The following is a 14,377-nucleotide window of genomic DNA, read 5'->3' as shown; positions in this document are numbered from 1 at the left end:
TTAATCCCTCACTATTAATTGAAATTTAGTTCCTGCCTTGATCTGGTCAAGGAGTGGCAGATCCTCATCCATAACTCTTGCGATCACATTCACGCGTTCATCCCGGGGGAGATCTGCTAAAGTAATCTGCATCTCGCCTGCGTAGCGGCCGTATAGGATATTATCAACTGTGACACTCCCTTTTTTACGTTCCAGCTGGTTCATAGGTTCCCATTTATTTGATCCCTGGCCAGCATATGACCTTGATTCCACTGACCTTACAACATCCCGGGCAGGATCCATCCGATTTGTATGAGGTTTATTAAAAAGCTCCTCATAGGTTTGTCCGCCAATTAGCTCGATTCGGAGAGGCACAGTAGCATTGGCGATTTTCGCCAGTTGTGCAAGAGTCCCGTCTTTTACTGAATGATCACCGATCAGCACCTTGTCTGTATAGCAGCTGTTCATCAATTCAGCCGCCGCCGCAGCGGGTGGATAGCCCCGGTGCTTCTCAAGAGTAGGAAGCCCTGCGAAAATGGGTCCGCGATGTTCAGCGTCACCAGGCGCAAACGCCATGGTGGTTATCCCCATGCTTTTAAGGAACCGATTTCGCTCTATAAAAAAGTCTTTATCCAAACCCGTTTCAGGCCGCGGATAAAAATTATGCCAGGCTTCAACATTATGGGCGTTTAATCCCGCTTCCATCCACTCCTGCAGTTCTGCAGCAGAGATAGTGCTCGCATTGATTCCAAGTTTCATTTTTTTAGAGAGTTCAACAATCTGCTTAGAAGTAAAGCCGTAGTCTGCCCGGATTCCGGAGAGACCCCATTCAAGAAGAGTATCGAGCGTTCCCCAGTCCAATCCTAGATGGTCCAATGACTGAGGGGAAACGTCGGCGAGGAGTTCCATTTGATGCTGCTTTGCAAGAGCACCGAGGTTCTGAAGCAATTGTTTATATGTGCTGTGGTCATCTTCGGGAATATGGAGGGAAGTGAAGATGGATGTGAAGCCGTGAGAAGCCGCCCGCGCAATCCATTTTGCATTTTGAAGCTGGCGCTCCTCTGATAGATAAACTGATATTCCAAGCATCATAGTCACCTCTATAAGTCTGAATTTTTCAAAAATGCGACTTCATAAGTAAAGAAGGAGGAATGCTCCTCCTTCTCCTAAATTAGAAAATATAAAATCTTGAATATAGATAACTGCCTAGCTCCAGCGCCTACCCCCTCGAGGTCACAAGGGCTCCTATGGACTCGGGTCATAAGCCGTTTCCTTTCAGAAGGAAGAACGCCTACTTACAGAAACCGTCTTATGCCTGTCGTCCCTGGGCTGTCACCTCCACATTTCTGGCAATCCTCCCAAAAAGGCAAAGAGCGCCTTTCCGTGAGGCTCGTCTTGTGCTTGAGGCCCCCAGGACAAGGAAGGCCTCGTCAGCATAAACATCGCACGACCGAAAGCGACAGCTTTTGGGAGGAGGGGGGCATGCAGACGTTGCCACAGGACGTGGCGTTGGTTAGTCTGCGTTCCTCTGTGGACAAAGCGCTTCCGCTTTTCTATATGTTTTTAGCCATTTCCTCTTTGAATCCGAACATCCATGTGAACAGGAAGCCAAACGCATAGGCAATTAAAAGGCCGATCAGATACAGTACGATTTGATTTGTGTGAACGAGGAAGGCAAGCGGTATGCCGGAAACCCCGATGGCTACTGTAGCAATCTTGAAGAACGCCTGGAAAGCACCGCCCACAGCAGCTCCTAGACATGCTGTTAAGAAAGGACGTCCCAGCGGCAGTGTCACCCCGAAAATAAGCGGCTCACCAATACCGAGCATTCCAACCGGAAGTCCGCCTTTAATCACTTTCTTCAGACGGGCATTTTTTGTTTTGAAGTAGATGGCGAATGCCGCACCTACTTGGCCGGCGCCTCCCATTGCAAGAATCGGCAGGAGCGGATCGTCACCGATTGAGTTAATTAATTCCATATGAACTGGAGTTAAACCTTGATGCAGCCCAGTTACAACAAGCGGAAGGAAGGTTCCGGCAAGTACTAAGCCAGCCAGGATGCCGCCAACATCCAGAACGCCAAGGAGACCTTTTGTGATAATGTCAGACAGGAATCCGCCAACAGGCTGCAGGACAAAGAATGTCGCAAACCCTGTAATTAATAATGCCAGTGTCGGTGTTACAATAATATCAATTGCTGATGGAACGACTTTGCGGATTCTTTTTTCCAAAAAGGCCACAAGCGCAGCAGCGAGCATGACTCCAATCAAGCCGCCCCGGCCTGGCACCAATGCTTCACCGAAAAGAGTTATATTGGCAAGGCCGGGATTGATTAATAGAATACCGGCTGCACCGCCCAGAGCAGGAGACCCTCCAAACTCCTTCGCTGTGTTAATACCTACAAACACGCCCAGGTAACCGAATAAACCCCAGCCAATCAAATCAAGCATTTGAACGAGCGTGGATTCCGGGTCTCCGCCTGATTTGATGATTACATTATTGATCCCTGCAATCAAACCGGAAGCAACGATAGCTGGAATCAGCGGGATAAAGATACTTGCAATTTTTCTTAAAAATAACTTGAAAGGAGTAGCGTTTTTCTCATTGAGTCCGGCTTTCGTCCGGGCTGCCAGTCCTTCCAATGAAGTGTCAATCTCTTCATCATCAACGGATGATACATTTTTGCCTGTCATCCTGGAAACTTCGTCAACTACCTTGGTGACGATCCCGGGTCCGAGGATGATTTGGAGTGTTTCTGCTTCCACCACACCCATAACGCCATCAATATCCTTGATGCCATTCAGGTTGACTTTGCTTTCATCGACCGGCTTCACGCGAAGGCGGGTCATGCAGGAGGCCAGTTCCGCGATATTGCCGGTGCCGCCCAACTGCTCCGTAATCTCTTTCGCCAAGCGTTCTTCTTTACGCATGAGTTTTTCCCCCTCTTTTTTTAAAAATGAATGAACGTAATAAAAGCTAAAAAATGTAAATGAATTCGCTTACATAATCATATTACCAAGGTTTAGTATAGTTGTCTATACCATCTGAATATTTTTACAAAAAGCATATCATCATATTTATACGCAGAATATCCCTGAAAATTGTCCCTGTCGAGAAGGATTAAGCATATGGGCCTAGTGTTAATTTTGTAAAAATCGTTTTCAGAAATTTGGTTCTGCGTTAAAAAGTGCTAAAATAGAGTGAAACTTCAGAGTGAATTTTTTAGAAATTATAAGTTACATATAAAGAGATCATCCAGAAGTGCCAGCATTAAAGGAGGAACCTATTTTGGTAAAAGTGCGCACAAAAGATATTATAGAAAAATTTGGGCTCGAATTGATTGCCGGAGAGGAAGGCATTAACCGGCCGATTACGACGAGTGATATTTCCCGTCCGGGCCTGGAGATGGCTGGTTATTTTGATTACTATCCGGCTGAACGTATTCAATTGGTCGGGAAAACCGAGCTGTCTTTTGTTGAAAAGTTAAATAATTCCGAGCGGGAGATCCGGCTTGAACGGCTCTGTACAGATATTACACCCGGCATAATCGTCACGAGAGGACTGGATATACCTGACGAACTGATTGAAGCGGCAGAGAGAGAATCGGTTCCGTTGCTCCGCTCCAAACAGAAAACGACTCGTTTTTCCAGTTTGCTGACCAATTTTCTGGAAAGCAAGCTTGCTCCAACCACAGCTGTACATGGCGTCCTTGTCGATATTTATGGGGTAGGGGTACTGATAACTGGAAAAAGCGGAGTTGGTAAGAGTGAGACGGCGCTTGAGCTAGTTAAGCGGGGACACCGCCTTGTTGCGGATGACTGCGTGGAGATCAGGCAGGAAGATGAAGATTACCTGGTCGGAAACTCACCGGAATTGATTGAACATCTGCTTGAAATCCGCGGCCTCGGCATTATCAATGTCATGACCCTGTTTGGTGCTGGAGCAGTCCGCAGCTATAAGAAAATCTCTGTGGTCATGAATTTGGAGCTGTGGGATCCGAAAAAGCAGTACGACCGTCTTGGCCTTGATGAAGAAAAGATGAAAATCATCGATACAGAAGTTACAAAGCTGACCATTCCGGTAAGACCCGGACGAAACCTGGCTGTCATCATTGAAGTGGCTGCCATGAATTTCCGATTAAAAAGAATGGGGATGAATGCAGCGGAACAGTTCACGAACCGCCTGTCGGATGTGATTGAGGACGGAGACCATGATGATCGTTAAAGAGGGCAAAACACTTTCAATCAAACGTTTGATTGAAAGGCTGATAAGCCTGACTAGCTTAGGATCTATAGCGCGTGTGGCAAAAACCACCCCAGAGGTGCATGCGCTTTTCTTGCAATAATAGAATTTATATCTTTGAACTTAGATAACTGTCTAGCTCCAGGCGCTATCGGCTCTCGGGTCTATGCCAATCCGTCACAAAGGTTAAAAACAGCCTTCATGCCGGCTTGTCTTATGCTTGCCGCCGATGAGCGGGCGCCTTGCGCTTTTCGATGAGAAGGAGAAGTGATCATGGAAAAAAATATTCAGCCGTTAGATCCGATTGCCATATCCCTTGGGCCGATTCAGGTCCACTGGTACGGACTGATTATCGGTGTTGGCATTGCACTGGCACTCATTATCGCGATGAGAGAAGGGGAGAGAAGGGGACTCCCTAAAGATATTTTTGCCGATTTGATGCTGTGGGCTATTCCCATTGCGATTATTTCCGCAAGAATCTATTACGTTATTTTTCAATGGGATTTTTACTCGCAGAATCCGGGTGAAATCATTAAAATTTGGAATGGCGGAATTGCCATTCATGGAGCTTTGATTGGTTCTGTCATCACAGCTTATGTTTTTGCAAAGAAAAGGAAGATATCGTTCTGGAAGCTGGCTGATATTGCAGCTCCAAGCATCATCTTAGGGCAGGCAATCGGGCGCTGGGGCAACTTCATGAACCAGGAGGCTCATGGCAGGGAAGTCAGCCGGGCATTCCTGGAAAATATGTATTTGCCTGAATTTATCGTTGACCAGATGTATATTAACGGTGCCTATTATCATCCGACGTTTTTATATGAATCAATCTGGAATATCATCGGATTTATCATCCTTATATTATTAAGAAGAGCAAACTTAAGGCGCGGGGAACTTTTCCTCTCGTATGTAATCTGGTATTCGATCGGCCGTTTCTTCGTAGAAGGCCTGCGGACCGACAGCCTGATGCTTACTGAGAATTTAAGGATTGCTCAGACGATATCCATCGTTCTTATTATTGGTGCGCTAGTCCTGATTTTTTATAGAAGAGCAGAGGGTCTTGCCAAAGCTCGTTATTTGGATAAAGCCGAGGGGAAATAACGGACAGGGGAGAGTAGAGATGCTGGTTGAATCTTGCAAACGGGGGCTGATGGCCGGCTTAAAGACAACATGGACACTCGGGAAAGTCATATTCCCGGTCACGCTGATTGTGGCACTGCTTCAGCATACGCCAGTGCTTCCATGGGTAATCAAGCTGATCACGCCCCTTATGAATCTGATTGGGCTGTCAGGAGATGCAGCCATACCGCTTGTATTGGGGAACTTCTTAAATTTGTATGCGGGGATTGGAGCCATTTTAACGCTCGATCTCTCGGTTAAAGAAGTATTTATTATTGCCGTCATGCTGTCTTTTTCACATAATATGCTGATTGAAACCGGAGTGGCATTGAAGGTCGGCGTTAAGCTTTGGGTCGTTCTGGCAGTACGCATCGGACTGGCGCTTTTAAGCGCGATTGTGATCAACCTTGTTTGGCAGGGAGGATCCGAAACTGCTAAGTACGGATTTATTCCGGCAAAAGAAGAGCTGGTATCCGGTGCATTGCCCATCCTGCTGGATGCACTGCAGACTGCATTGCTCGGTATTCTCCAGCTTGCCATCATCGTCATTCCACTGATGATTATTATTCAAATCTTAAAAGATAAGCAATGGCTTGCTGTTTTTTCAAAATGGATGGCGCCTGTGACCAGGGCACTTGGAATGAAAGAAAATACGTCTACAACTCTTGCAGCCGGCTTGCTGATTGGCCTTGCCTATGGGGCGGGCGTCATGATTCAGGCAGTAGAGGAAGATGGCGTCAGTAAACGAGATGTAACGATCGCATTTATTTTCCTCGTTGCCTGCCACGCAGTCGTTGAAGATACTTTGATTTTTGTGCCGCTTGGCATTCCGGTATTACCGCTTCTGCTGATTCGCCTGGGTGTGGCAATTATCCTGACATTGGCAGTGGCAGCTATCTGGAAGCGTGCTGATCTGGCAAAAAGAAAGGAAGCAACATATGAGCATTAACACACTATTATTTGACTTAGATGGAACATTGATCGACACAAACGAATTGATTATTTCCTCATTTTTGCATACGCTGGGAAAATATTATCCAGACCGCTATCAGCGGGAAGATGTTCTCCCATTCATGGGGCCGACCCTGCATGAAACATTCGAGTCCATCAACCCGGAAAAAGTGGAGGAGATGATCTCGGTTTACAGGGAGTACAATATTAAGAACCACGACGTGCTTGTGAAAGAATTTGCTGGCGTATTTGAAACGGTTCGGACTTTAAAAGAATCGGGATATAAACTGGGCATTGTTACGACAAAAGTTTCCAATGTAGTTGAAAAGGGCTTAAAGCTGACAAATCTTGACCAGTTTTTCGACGTGGTTGTTACGCTCGACCACGTGGATAAGCCAAAGCCCGATCCGGAGCCAATCTTGAAGGCATTAAGCCTGCTGGATGCGAAGCCGGAAGAAGCTATTATGGTCGGCGATAATTCGCACGATATCGATGGAGGAAAAAACGCCGGCACAAAAACGGCTGGTGTTGCCTGGACAGCGAAAGGCCGTGATTTCCTCGCGCGCTTTGAACCGGATTATATGCTGGACAATATGGCTGACCTGCTCGATATTCTTGAGGCAGAAAACCAATGAGAAAAACGGAGCGTTTTCCGGTAGAGGGAGGCAATTCTCTCTGGCATGTGTATAAAACGGTTCCGTTCTTGAAGGTGGTCAAAAACTTTATTGTGATCCAGCTTGCGCGCTACACGCCATTTCTGGGTATGAAAAATTGGCTCTATCGTAATTTCCTGAGAATGAAGGTGGGGGATCAGACATCATTCGCACTCATGGTTATGCTGGACGTCATGTTCCCGGAAAAAATAAGTGTCGGCCGCAACACGGTCATTGGATATAACACTACGATCCTCGCCCATGAATATTTGATTAAGGAATATCGCCTCGGCAGGGTTGAAATTGGCAGCGAAGTCATGATTGGCGCCAATTCAACCATTCTTCCCGGCGTCACGATCGGAGATGGTGCGATTGTTTCAGCTGGAACGCTTGTTCATAAAGATGTCCCGTCTGGCGCTTTTGTTGGCGGCAACCCGATGCGTGTCATCTATACAAAGGAAGAACTTGCCGCACGCTGGGCGGATGATCCGATATATGGCATTAATAAAGACCAAACTCCGTTAGCTTAGGCTGGCGGGGTTTTTTTATTATTGTGTGCCGATGTTGGATAGATTCCAAAAGATGCTCGATATATTTAGATGCAAGTCTTTATCTCAAATAACCTTTCCAAAAAAGTACAAACTATATGAAAGCTCGTTTTTAAAAAAAGGGAGTCTTTTTTATTTTTCTGATTCTTTTGGTTGACGGCATAGAATTTGCGCGTTAAACTACATATAACTTCAATTTGCTACCATATTAGCGAACTAAAGGATTCGGAATTTTTAAGTCATAGAGGTGAATACTTTTGAGCCGATTATTTATGTTTGAAAAGCCGTTAGGCATGAGAGATACATTACCAGATTTATATGAAAGAAAGGCAGCAATCCGGTCATCCATCCAGGAGGAAATGAAACGGTGGGGCTATCAGTTTATCGAAACGCCTGCACTCGAATACTACGAAACAGTTGGAGCGGCATCAGCAATACTTGATCAGCAGCTGTTCAAGCTGCTTGATCAGCAGGGCCATACCCTTGTGCTGCGGCCGGATATGACAGCGCCGATCGCAAGGGTGGCAGCATCCCGTCTTTTAAAAGACGAGCTGCCGATCAGGCTTGCATATTCTGCCAATGTATACCGTGCCCAGCAGCGGGAGGGCGGCAGGCCAGCTGAGTTTGAGCAGATCGGTGTTGAATGCATTGGCGACCATACGATCAGTGCGGATGGCGAAGGGATGGCGATGATGATCTCTGCTTTAAAAGAAGCTGGTCTTCAGAACTTCCAGCTTTCCGCCGGCCACATCGGTTTTGTCCGGGACTTCTTCCAGCAGATTTTAGGAACGGAAGAAAGAGTGGAAAACCTGACAAGATTTTTATATGAGAAAAATTATGTCGGGTACAGAGAACATGTTAAGAGCCTGGCTCTTTCATCCATTGATAAACAAAGGCTTCTCGATTTCCTTAAATTAAGAGGCGGGGAAGAAGTCATTGAGATTGCTTATGGCCTTCTGGAAAACGGCACAGGAAAAAAAGCATTAGCCGAGCTCGAACAGCTTTGGGGCATTATGCAGGACTACGGCCAGGAAGGGACAGTTAAATTTGATTTAACGCTCGTCAGCCATATGAGCTACTACACGGGCATTCTTTTTGAGGTATATGCAGAAAATGTTGGTTTCCCGATCGGAAATGGCGGCCGCTATGATCTGCTGCTCCAAAAGTTCGGAAAAGATACGGGAGCAACCGGCTTTGCCATCAGAATGGACCGCCTGCTTGAGGCTCTGGAAGACAGCAATGCGGCTGAACCTGTGTACTGCGTTCTATACAGTCCGGAACGCCGCAAAGAGGCATTCGATTTTGCGAAGAAGGAACGTTCTGCCGGAAAGAAAGTGGTTCTGCAGGATATTAGCGGTGTCAAGGACATCGATGCCTGCACCAGCCAATATGAGGATATTACCTTTTTAGTCGGAAAAGCTGGAAAGGAGAGCATAAAATGAGTGGTGTTTTAACGATTGCGATGCCAAAGGGCCGCATTTTTGAAGAAGCGGCTGAATTGCTCCGCCGGGCAGGCTTTCAATTGCCTCCGGAATTTGATGATTCACGTAAATTGATTATAGATGTACCGGAAGAGAATTTTCGCTTTATCCTTGCAAAGCCGATGGATGTGCCAACTTATGTAGAGCATGGTGTGGCAGACCTTGGGATTGCGGGGAAGGATGTAATGCTTGAAGAAGAGCGGGATGTTTACGAGCTTCTTGATTTAAAGATCAGCGCCTGCTATCTCGCGGTTGCAGGACTGCCAAATACCAGGCTGAAGGATGTTGCTCCTAAAATTGCAACGAAGTATCCGCAGATTGCGGCAGCGTATTTCCGTGAGCAGGGGGAGCAGGTGGAGATCATTAAATTGAACGGTTCCATAGAGCTTGCGCCTATGATCGGGCTGGCAGACCGGATCGTGGACATCGTATCAACCGGCCGAACGCTAAAAGAGAACGGGCTCGTTGAATACGAAACCATCGTCGGCATCACTTCAAGATTGATTGTCAATCCTGTCAGCTACCGCATGAAGGATGAACGCATAAGCGAGCTGGTTGGACGTCTTACGGAAGTAATAGCTGGAGAAGAAATTCGTTCTTAAAGTGAAACTTCCATCAGTGGTGTTCTTCCACTGATGGTTAGTTGAACCAATCGGGCCTTTATGGGCAGTTTATCCCTACCTGATTCTAATTAGGTCTTGATTGAAAATATAAGGTAGGGATATTACTGCCCGTTAATCTGCGATAAAGGATGTAGAGGTCTATGAAAATTTTAAAAGTAAATGACCAGAATTCAATTAAACGGTCTGTTGATAACGGAACAGAAGAACAGCGGGCGATTGTAAAAGGTATTATTGAATCAGTCCGCCAAAACGGAGATCAGGCATTAAAAGATTACACAGAAAAATTTGATGGCATATCCCTGGATGATTTCAAGGTATCGCAGGCTGAAATAGAGGAAGCTTTTAGTCAAGTGGATGGAAAAATCCTGGAGATCATTAAAGAAGCTGCCGAGAATATCCGGTCTTTTCATGAAAAGCAGCTGCGTCCTTCCTGGATGACAACAGAAGAAAACGGGACAGTGCTTGGCCAAAAGATCACACCGCTTGATTCAGTCGGCCTGTATGTCCCAGGCGGTACGGCTGCCTATCCATCATCAGTACTTATGAATGTGATCCCGGCAAAAGTTGCGGGCGTCAAACGGATCGTCATTACCTCTCCTCCTGATAAAAAGACTGGAAAGCTGCCTCCTGCGGTCCTTGCTGCGGCCAAAATTGCGGGGGCAGAAGAAATCTATAAAGCAGGCGGTGCTCAGGCAATTGCCGCTCTTGCATATGGAACGGAAACGATAGCTCCTGTTGATAAAATTACAGGTCCTGGAAATATCTTTGTCGCTCTTGCAAAGCGTGAGGTTTTCGGGGACGTTGATATTGATATGATCGCAGGCCCCAGTGAGATTGCGATTTTAGCAGATGATACGGCACACGCAGATGAAGTGGCTTCAGATCTTTTATCACAGGCCGAACACGACCCTATGGCAAGTGCAATCCTTGTGACACCATCATCAGCGCTTGCAGCGCAGGTCTCAAGAGAAGTGGACCGCCAGCTGGCTGAGCTGCCAAGGCAGCAAATTGCCTTTCAATCAATCGAAAACTATGGTGCTGTCTATGTGGCGGAAAACATGGATGAAGCTATTGAAACGGTGAATAGTCTGGCTCCTGAGCATCTGGAGATTTTAACGGAGAATCCGATGGAGCTTCTCGGACGGATTCGTCACGCTGGAGCAATTTTCCTCGGGAGGTTTAGCCCTGAACCGGTCGGTGACTATTTTGCCGGCCCGAACCACGTCCTGCCGACAAACGGAACGGCCCGTTTCTCAAGCCCGCTTAATGTGGAGGATTTTCAAAAGAAATCAAGTATTCTTTTATACAGTGAAAAAGCATTAAAGGATAATGGCGAAAAAATAGCGGCCTTTGCGCGTCTGGAAGGCCTTGAAGCCCATGCCAGATCCATTGAAACAAGACTAAGAAAATAAGCTGGAGGAATAATCATGGCCAGAACTGCTGAAATTTCACGTAAAACCAATGAAACGAATATCACTCTATCCTTAAATATAGACGGCGAAGGCAAAAGCGATCTGGAAACAGGCGTGCCTTTTATGACGCATATGCTGGACCTGTTTGCCAAGCACGGACAATTTGACTTGAACATCGTTGCGAATGGCGATACAGACGTGGATGATCACCACACAACAGAGGACATTGGCATCTGCTTAGGCCAGGTACTGAAGGACGCTTTAGGCGATAAGAAAGGCATTAAGCGCTATGGAAATGCCTTCGTTCCGATGGACGAAGCATTGGCTCAAGTTACAGTTGACCTCAGCAACCGCCCTCACTTGGAGATGCGTGCCGACTTCCCGAGCCAAAAAGTCGGTACATTTGATACCGAGCTTGTTCACGAGTTTCTTTGGAAACTTGCACTTGAAGCCAGAATGAACCTGCATGTCATCGTCCACTATGGACAGAATACACATCACATTATCGAAGCGATTTTCAAAGCACTCGCTCGTGCGCTTGATGAGGCAACAACGATTGATCCAAGGATTAAGGGAGTTCCATCAACGAAAGGGATGTTGTAAATGATCGGCATCATCGATTACGGAATGGGGAATTTGTTCAGTGTCAGTAAAGCGCTTGAACGGTTGGAGGTTCCTTATTTCCTTTCTGAAAATAAAGACGAGCTCCTTAAAGCAGACGCCTTAATTCTGCCGGGTGTCGGCTCTTTCAAAGATGCCATGACCATCTTAAATTCTACAGGTCTGGCAGATCTGGTAAAGGAGTTTGCTGATACAGGCAAGCCGCTTCTTGGCATTTGCCTTGGCATGCAGCTTTTATTTGAGAGCAGTGAGGAGAATGGCATGACGGAAGGCCTGAAGCTTCTCCCTGGCCATGTGAGGCGTTTTCCCGGTGCAACAGCAGAAGGCGAAACGTATAAAGTTCCGCATATGGGCTGGAACCGTCTTGAATTCTTACAGGGTTCGCCAATTTTAAAAGGACTTAATGAAGATTATGTCTATTTCGTCCACTCCTACTTTGTAGATACAGATGATAGAGAAGTTGTTATCAGCAGAAGTATGTATGATGTAGAAGTGCCGGCAGTTGCCGGAAGGGGCAATGTGTTCGGCATGCAGTTCCACCCTGAAAAAAGCAGTTCGCTCGGCATGGCGCTTTTACGCAATTTTACCGAGCTGGTTGAAGAAAGGATGTCTGTGAAATGAGTTTTACGATCTATCCGGCAATCGATATGAGAGGCGGCAAGTGCGTCCGGCTGCTGCAGGGGGATTACGATAAGGAAACGGTGTATGGCGACTCTCCGTTTGATATGGCCAAAAAGTTTGCTGATGAAGGAGCAGACTGGATTCATATGGTAGATCTAGACGGGGCAAAGGATGGGAAGCGGGTTAATGATCAATATGTCATTCAGGCTTCCCGCGAACTTGGCGCCTCCGTCCAGATCGGCGGGGGAATCCGTACGGAAGAAGACATCCTGCATTATCTGGATAATGGCGTAACACGCGTAATCATTGGAAGCATCGCCGTCTCCAATCCTGAGTTTGCTATTGAAATGATCCGCAAATACGGCAAAGCCATTGCAGTCGGCCTTGATGCGAAAAATGGCTTTGTGGCCACACATGGCTGGCTGGAAACGTCTGAAGTGAGGGCAGTTGACTTAGGAAGGCGATTTGCCGACGCAGGTGCGGAAGCTTTTATTTTTACAGATATCGCAACAGACGGAATGCTATCGGGGCCAAATATTGAAGCTGTTCGTCTGCTTGCAGGGGAAACCGGAAAAAGTGTCATTGCATCTGGCGGCGTCAGCCAGCTGGCTGATTTGGCGAAGCTGCGGGAGTATTCTTCAGAAGGTGTTACTGGCGCCATTGTCGGAAAGGCCATTTATGAAGGCCGTTTTACCGTAGCGGAAGCTCTGAAAGAGGTGAAGGAATCATGCTGACGAAACGCATCGTTCCCTGTCTGGATGTAAAAGACGGCCGTGTGGTAAAAGGGGTCCAATTCGTGCAGCTGCGTGATGCCGGAGATCCGGTTGAGCTTGCCCGATTTTATGATGAGCAGGGAGCTGACGAGCTGGTCTTCCTCGATATCTCCGCTTCACATGAAGGTCGGAAAACTATGGTTGAGGTTGTAAAGGCTGTTGCGTCTGAGCTTGCCATTCCATTTACAGTCGGCGGCGGGATTAACGCGCTGGAAGATATGAAACGAATTTTGCGGGCAGGGGCTGATAAGGTTTCTCTCAATACAGCTGCCGTAAACAATCCTGATTTAATTACAGAAGGGGCAAATTTTTTCGGATCACAGTGCATCGTTGTTGCGATTGATGCAAAATACGATGAAGACCTTGGTTCCTGGCGCGTGTACACACATGGCGGACGGACACCGACTGACCTTGAGGTCATCGCTTGGGCCCATGAAGCAGCGGAGCGCGGGGCCGGAGAAATTTTACTCACAAGCATGGACTCAGACGGTGAGAAAAAAGGCTTCGATATTAAGCTGACAAAAGCAGTCAGCGAGGCGGTTTCGATTCCGGTAATTGCTTCAGGCGGTGCCGGAAATGCTGATCACTTTGCTGAAGCATTTATCGATGGAAAAGCGGATGCCGCATTGGCTGCATCGATTTTTCACTATAAAGAAACGTCTGTTGCAGAAGTAAAGTCATATATTGAGGAAAAAGGGGTGGTTGTCCGATGAATATTGAAAGTGTAAAGTTCGATGAAAAGGGACTGATCCCTGCAGTTGTACAGGATGCAAAAACAAAAGAAGTATTAACGTTAGCATATATGAATCGGGAATCCCTTTTAAAATCGGCGGAAACAGGTGAGACCTGGTTTTTCAGCCGTTCCCGCAATGAGCTTTGGCACAAAGGGGCAACAAGCGGCAACACACAGAAAATTGTTGAAATGAAGCTTGACTGTGATCAGGATGCGATTGTGGTTATGGTTGAACCAGCAGGTCCTGCCTGCCACAATGGAACAGTCAGCTGCTTTGAGGAAAGAGTATACGGGGAAGGGTCAGGCGGCTTATCTGAGTACGAAATCCTTTATACACTTGAAAAGGTCATTGAAGAACGGGAAAAGACACGCCCTGAAGGAGCATACACGACATATCTTTTTGAAAAGGGCGTGGATAAAATCCTGAAGAAGGTCGGCGAAGAATCCGCAGAAGTCATCATCGCTGCGAAAAACCGTGATAAGGACGAACTGAAATGGGAAGCAGCCGACCTGATTTATCATTTGATGGTGCTGCTGCGGGAGCAGGAACTGCCTTTTAATGAGGTATTAAAAATACTGAATAAACGGCATGACAAGAAAAGCGAACCGGCCTCCGAATAGGGA

The 14,377-nt window shown here is 46.8% G+C and carries 16 protein-coding genes; 14 read left to right on the top strand and 2 right to left on the bottom strand.

Annotated elements, in window-relative coordinates; translation table 11 throughout:
- Positions 1–1,068 carry a DUF871 domain-containing protein gene (locus tag NR125_RS08860; RefSeq protein ID WP_251175535.1) on the bottom strand — a complete coding sequence of 356 codons (1,068 nt, stop codon included), beginning with the start codon at positions 1,066–1,068 and terminating at the stop codon, positions 1–3.
- Between the two features lie 464 nt (positions 1,069–1,532).
- Complete coding sequence (locus NR125_RS08855) at positions 1,533–2,909, bottom strand: PTS transporter subunit EIIC (protein WP_256815074.1); 1,377 nt, start codon at positions 2,907–2,909, stop codon at positions 1,533–1,535.
- 358 nt (positions 2,910–3,267) lie between these two features.
- Between NR125_RS08855 and hprK the strand changes: the two genes are divergently transcribed.
- The 14 genes from hprK (at position 3,268) to hisIE (ending at position 14,374) form a co-directional block, all read left to right on the top strand.
- Positions 3,268–4,203, top strand: a complete 936-nt coding sequence (hprK, locus tag NR125_RS08850) for an HPr(Ser) kinase/phosphatase (RefSeq protein ID WP_009331851.1) — start codon at positions 3,268–3,270, stop codon at positions 4,201–4,203.
- The gene (locus NR125_RS08845; RefSeq protein ID WP_256815073.1) at positions 4,190–4,324 is read left to right on the top strand and encodes a hypothetical protein; all 135 of its coding nucleotides are present in this window, start codon (positions 4,190–4,192) and stop codon (positions 4,322–4,324) included. The genes hprK and NR125_RS08845 overlap by 14 nt, the downstream gene beginning before the upstream one ends.
- 170 nt (positions 4,325–4,494) lie before the next feature.
- Positions 4,495–5,319 carry a prolipoprotein diacylglyceryl transferase gene (lgt, locus tag NR125_RS08840; protein WP_009331850.1) on the top strand — a complete coding sequence of 275 codons (825 nt, stop codon included), beginning with the start codon at positions 4,495–4,497 and terminating at the stop codon, positions 5,317–5,319.
- Between the two features lie 19 nt (positions 5,320–5,338).
- Entirely contained in the window at positions 5,339–6,286 is a 948-nt protein-coding gene (locus NR125_RS08835; protein WP_009331849.1) for a nucleoside recognition domain-containing protein, read from the top strand.
- Entirely contained in the window at positions 6,276–6,923 is a 648-nt protein-coding gene (gene ppaX / locus NR125_RS08830; RefSeq protein WP_019383318.1) for a pyrophosphatase PpaX, read from the top strand. The genes NR125_RS08835 and ppaX overlap by 11 nt, the downstream gene beginning before the upstream one ends.
- The gene (locus NR125_RS08825; protein ID WP_019383317.1) at positions 6,920–7,471 is read left to right on the top strand and encodes an acyltransferase; all 552 of its coding nucleotides are present in this window, start codon (positions 6,920–6,922) and stop codon (positions 7,469–7,471) included. Before ppaX ends, NR125_RS08825 begins: the two co-directional genes overlap by 4 nt.
- 275 nt (positions 7,472–7,746) lie before the next feature.
- Positions 7,747–8,931 carry an ATP phosphoribosyltransferase regulatory subunit gene (locus NR125_RS08820; protein ID WP_251264558.1) on the top strand — a complete coding sequence of 395 codons (1,185 nt, stop codon included), beginning with the start codon at positions 7,747–7,749 and terminating at the stop codon, positions 8,929–8,931.
- On the top strand, positions 8,928–9,572 hold the full coding sequence (hisG, locus tag NR125_RS08815; protein WP_256815068.1) for an ATP phosphoribosyltransferase: 645 nt from the start codon (positions 8,928–8,930) through the stop codon (positions 9,570–9,572). The genes NR125_RS08820 and hisG overlap by 4 nt, the downstream gene beginning before the upstream one ends.
- 161 nt (positions 9,573–9,733) lie before the next feature.
- Positions 9,734–11,005 (top strand): histidinol dehydrogenase, encoded by a 1,272-nt coding sequence (hisD, locus tag NR125_RS08810; RefSeq protein ID WP_256815067.1) that lies wholly within the window; start codon positions 9,734–9,736, stop codon positions 11,003–11,005.
- 15 nt (positions 11,006–11,020) lie between these two features.
- Positions 11,021–11,608 carry an imidazoleglycerol-phosphate dehydratase HisB gene (hisB, locus tag NR125_RS08805; RefSeq protein ID WP_256815066.1) on the top strand — a complete coding sequence of 196 codons (588 nt, stop codon included), beginning with the start codon at positions 11,021–11,023 and terminating at the stop codon, positions 11,606–11,608.
- A complete protein-coding gene (hisH, locus tag NR125_RS08800; RefSeq protein WP_009331842.1) occupies positions 11,609–12,247 on the top strand; it encodes an imidazole glycerol phosphate synthase subunit HisH in 639 nt (212 codons plus the stop codon). It begins immediately after the preceding gene.
- Positions 12,244–12,981, top strand: a complete 738-nt coding sequence (gene hisA, locus NR125_RS08795) for a 1-(5-phosphoribosyl)-5-[(5-phosphoribosylamino)methylideneamino]imidazole-4-carboxamide isomerase (RefSeq protein ID WP_256815065.1) — start codon at positions 12,244–12,246, stop codon at positions 12,979–12,981. The genes hisH and hisA overlap by 4 nt, the downstream gene beginning before the upstream one ends.
- A complete protein-coding gene (gene hisF / locus NR125_RS08790; RefSeq protein ID WP_009331840.1) occupies positions 12,975–13,733 on the top strand; it encodes an imidazole glycerol phosphate synthase subunit HisF in 759 nt (252 codons plus the stop codon). The genes hisA and hisF overlap by 7 nt, the downstream gene beginning before the upstream one ends.
- The gene (hisIE, locus tag NR125_RS08785) at positions 13,730–14,374 is read left to right on the top strand and encodes a bifunctional phosphoribosyl-AMP cyclohydrolase/phosphoribosyl-ATP diphosphatase HisIE (RefSeq protein ID WP_019383313.1); all 645 of its coding nucleotides are present in this window, start codon (positions 13,730–13,732) and stop codon (positions 14,372–14,374) included. The genes hisF and hisIE overlap by 4 nt, the downstream gene beginning before the upstream one ends.
- Positions 14,375–14,377 lie beyond the last annotated feature (3 nt).

The organism is Cytobacillus sp. Bac17 (assembly GCF_024519925.1).
Taxonomy (GTDB): domain Bacteria; phylum Bacillota; class Bacilli; order Bacillales; family Cytobacillaceae; genus Cytobacillus; species Cytobacillus pseudoceanisediminis.
Note: the sequence above shows the minus strand (reverse complement) of the source record. Positions and strands in the feature narration are given on the sequence as shown.

Coding starts and splice junctions, on each gene's coding strand:
- NR125_RS08860 (WP_251175535.1), bottom strand. CDS start 1,068: ATGCTTGGAATATCAGTTTATCTATCAGAGGAGCGCCAGCTTCAAAAT.
- NR125_RS08855 (WP_256815074.1), bottom strand. CDS start 2,909: ATGCGTAAAGAAGAACGCTTGGCGAAAGAGATTACGGAGCAGTTGGGC.
- NR125_RS08845 (WP_256815073.1), top strand. CDS start 4,190: ATGATGATCGTTAAAGAGGGCAAAACACTTTCAATCAAACGTTTGATT.
- lgt (WP_009331850.1), top strand. CDS start 4,495: ATGGAAAAAAATATTCAGCCGTTAGATCCGATTGCCATATCCCTTGGG.
- NR125_RS08835 (WP_009331849.1), top strand. CDS start 5,339: ATGCTGGTTGAATCTTGCAAACGGGGGCTGATGGCCGGCTTAAAGACA.
- ppaX (WP_019383318.1), top strand. CDS start 6,276: ATGAGCATTAACACACTATTATTTGACTTAGATGGAACATTGATCGAC.
- NR125_RS08825 (WP_019383317.1), top strand. CDS start 6,920: ATGAGAAAAACGGAGCGTTTTCCGGTAGAGGGAGGCAATTCTCTCTGG.
- hisG (WP_256815068.1), top strand. CDS start 8,928: ATGAGTGGTGTTTTAACGATTGCGATGCCAAAGGGCCGCATTTTTGAA.
- hisD (WP_256815067.1), top strand. CDS start 9,734: ATGAAAATTTTAAAAGTAAATGACCAGAATTCAATTAAACGGTCTGTT.
- hisB (WP_256815066.1), top strand. CDS start 11,021: ATGGCCAGAACTGCTGAAATTTCACGTAAAACCAATGAAACGAATATC.
- hisH (WP_009331842.1), top strand. CDS start 11,609: ATGATCGGCATCATCGATTACGGAATGGGGAATTTGTTCAGTGTCAGT.
- hisA (WP_256815065.1), top strand. CDS start 12,244: ATGAGTTTTACGATCTATCCGGCAATCGATATGAGAGGCGGCAAGTGC.
- hisF (WP_009331840.1), top strand. CDS start 12,975: ATGCTGACGAAACGCATCGTTCCCTGTCTGGATGTAAAAGACGGCCGT.
- hisIE (WP_019383313.1), top strand. CDS start 13,730: ATGAATATTGAAAGTGTAAAGTTCGATGAAAAGGGACTGATCCCTGCA.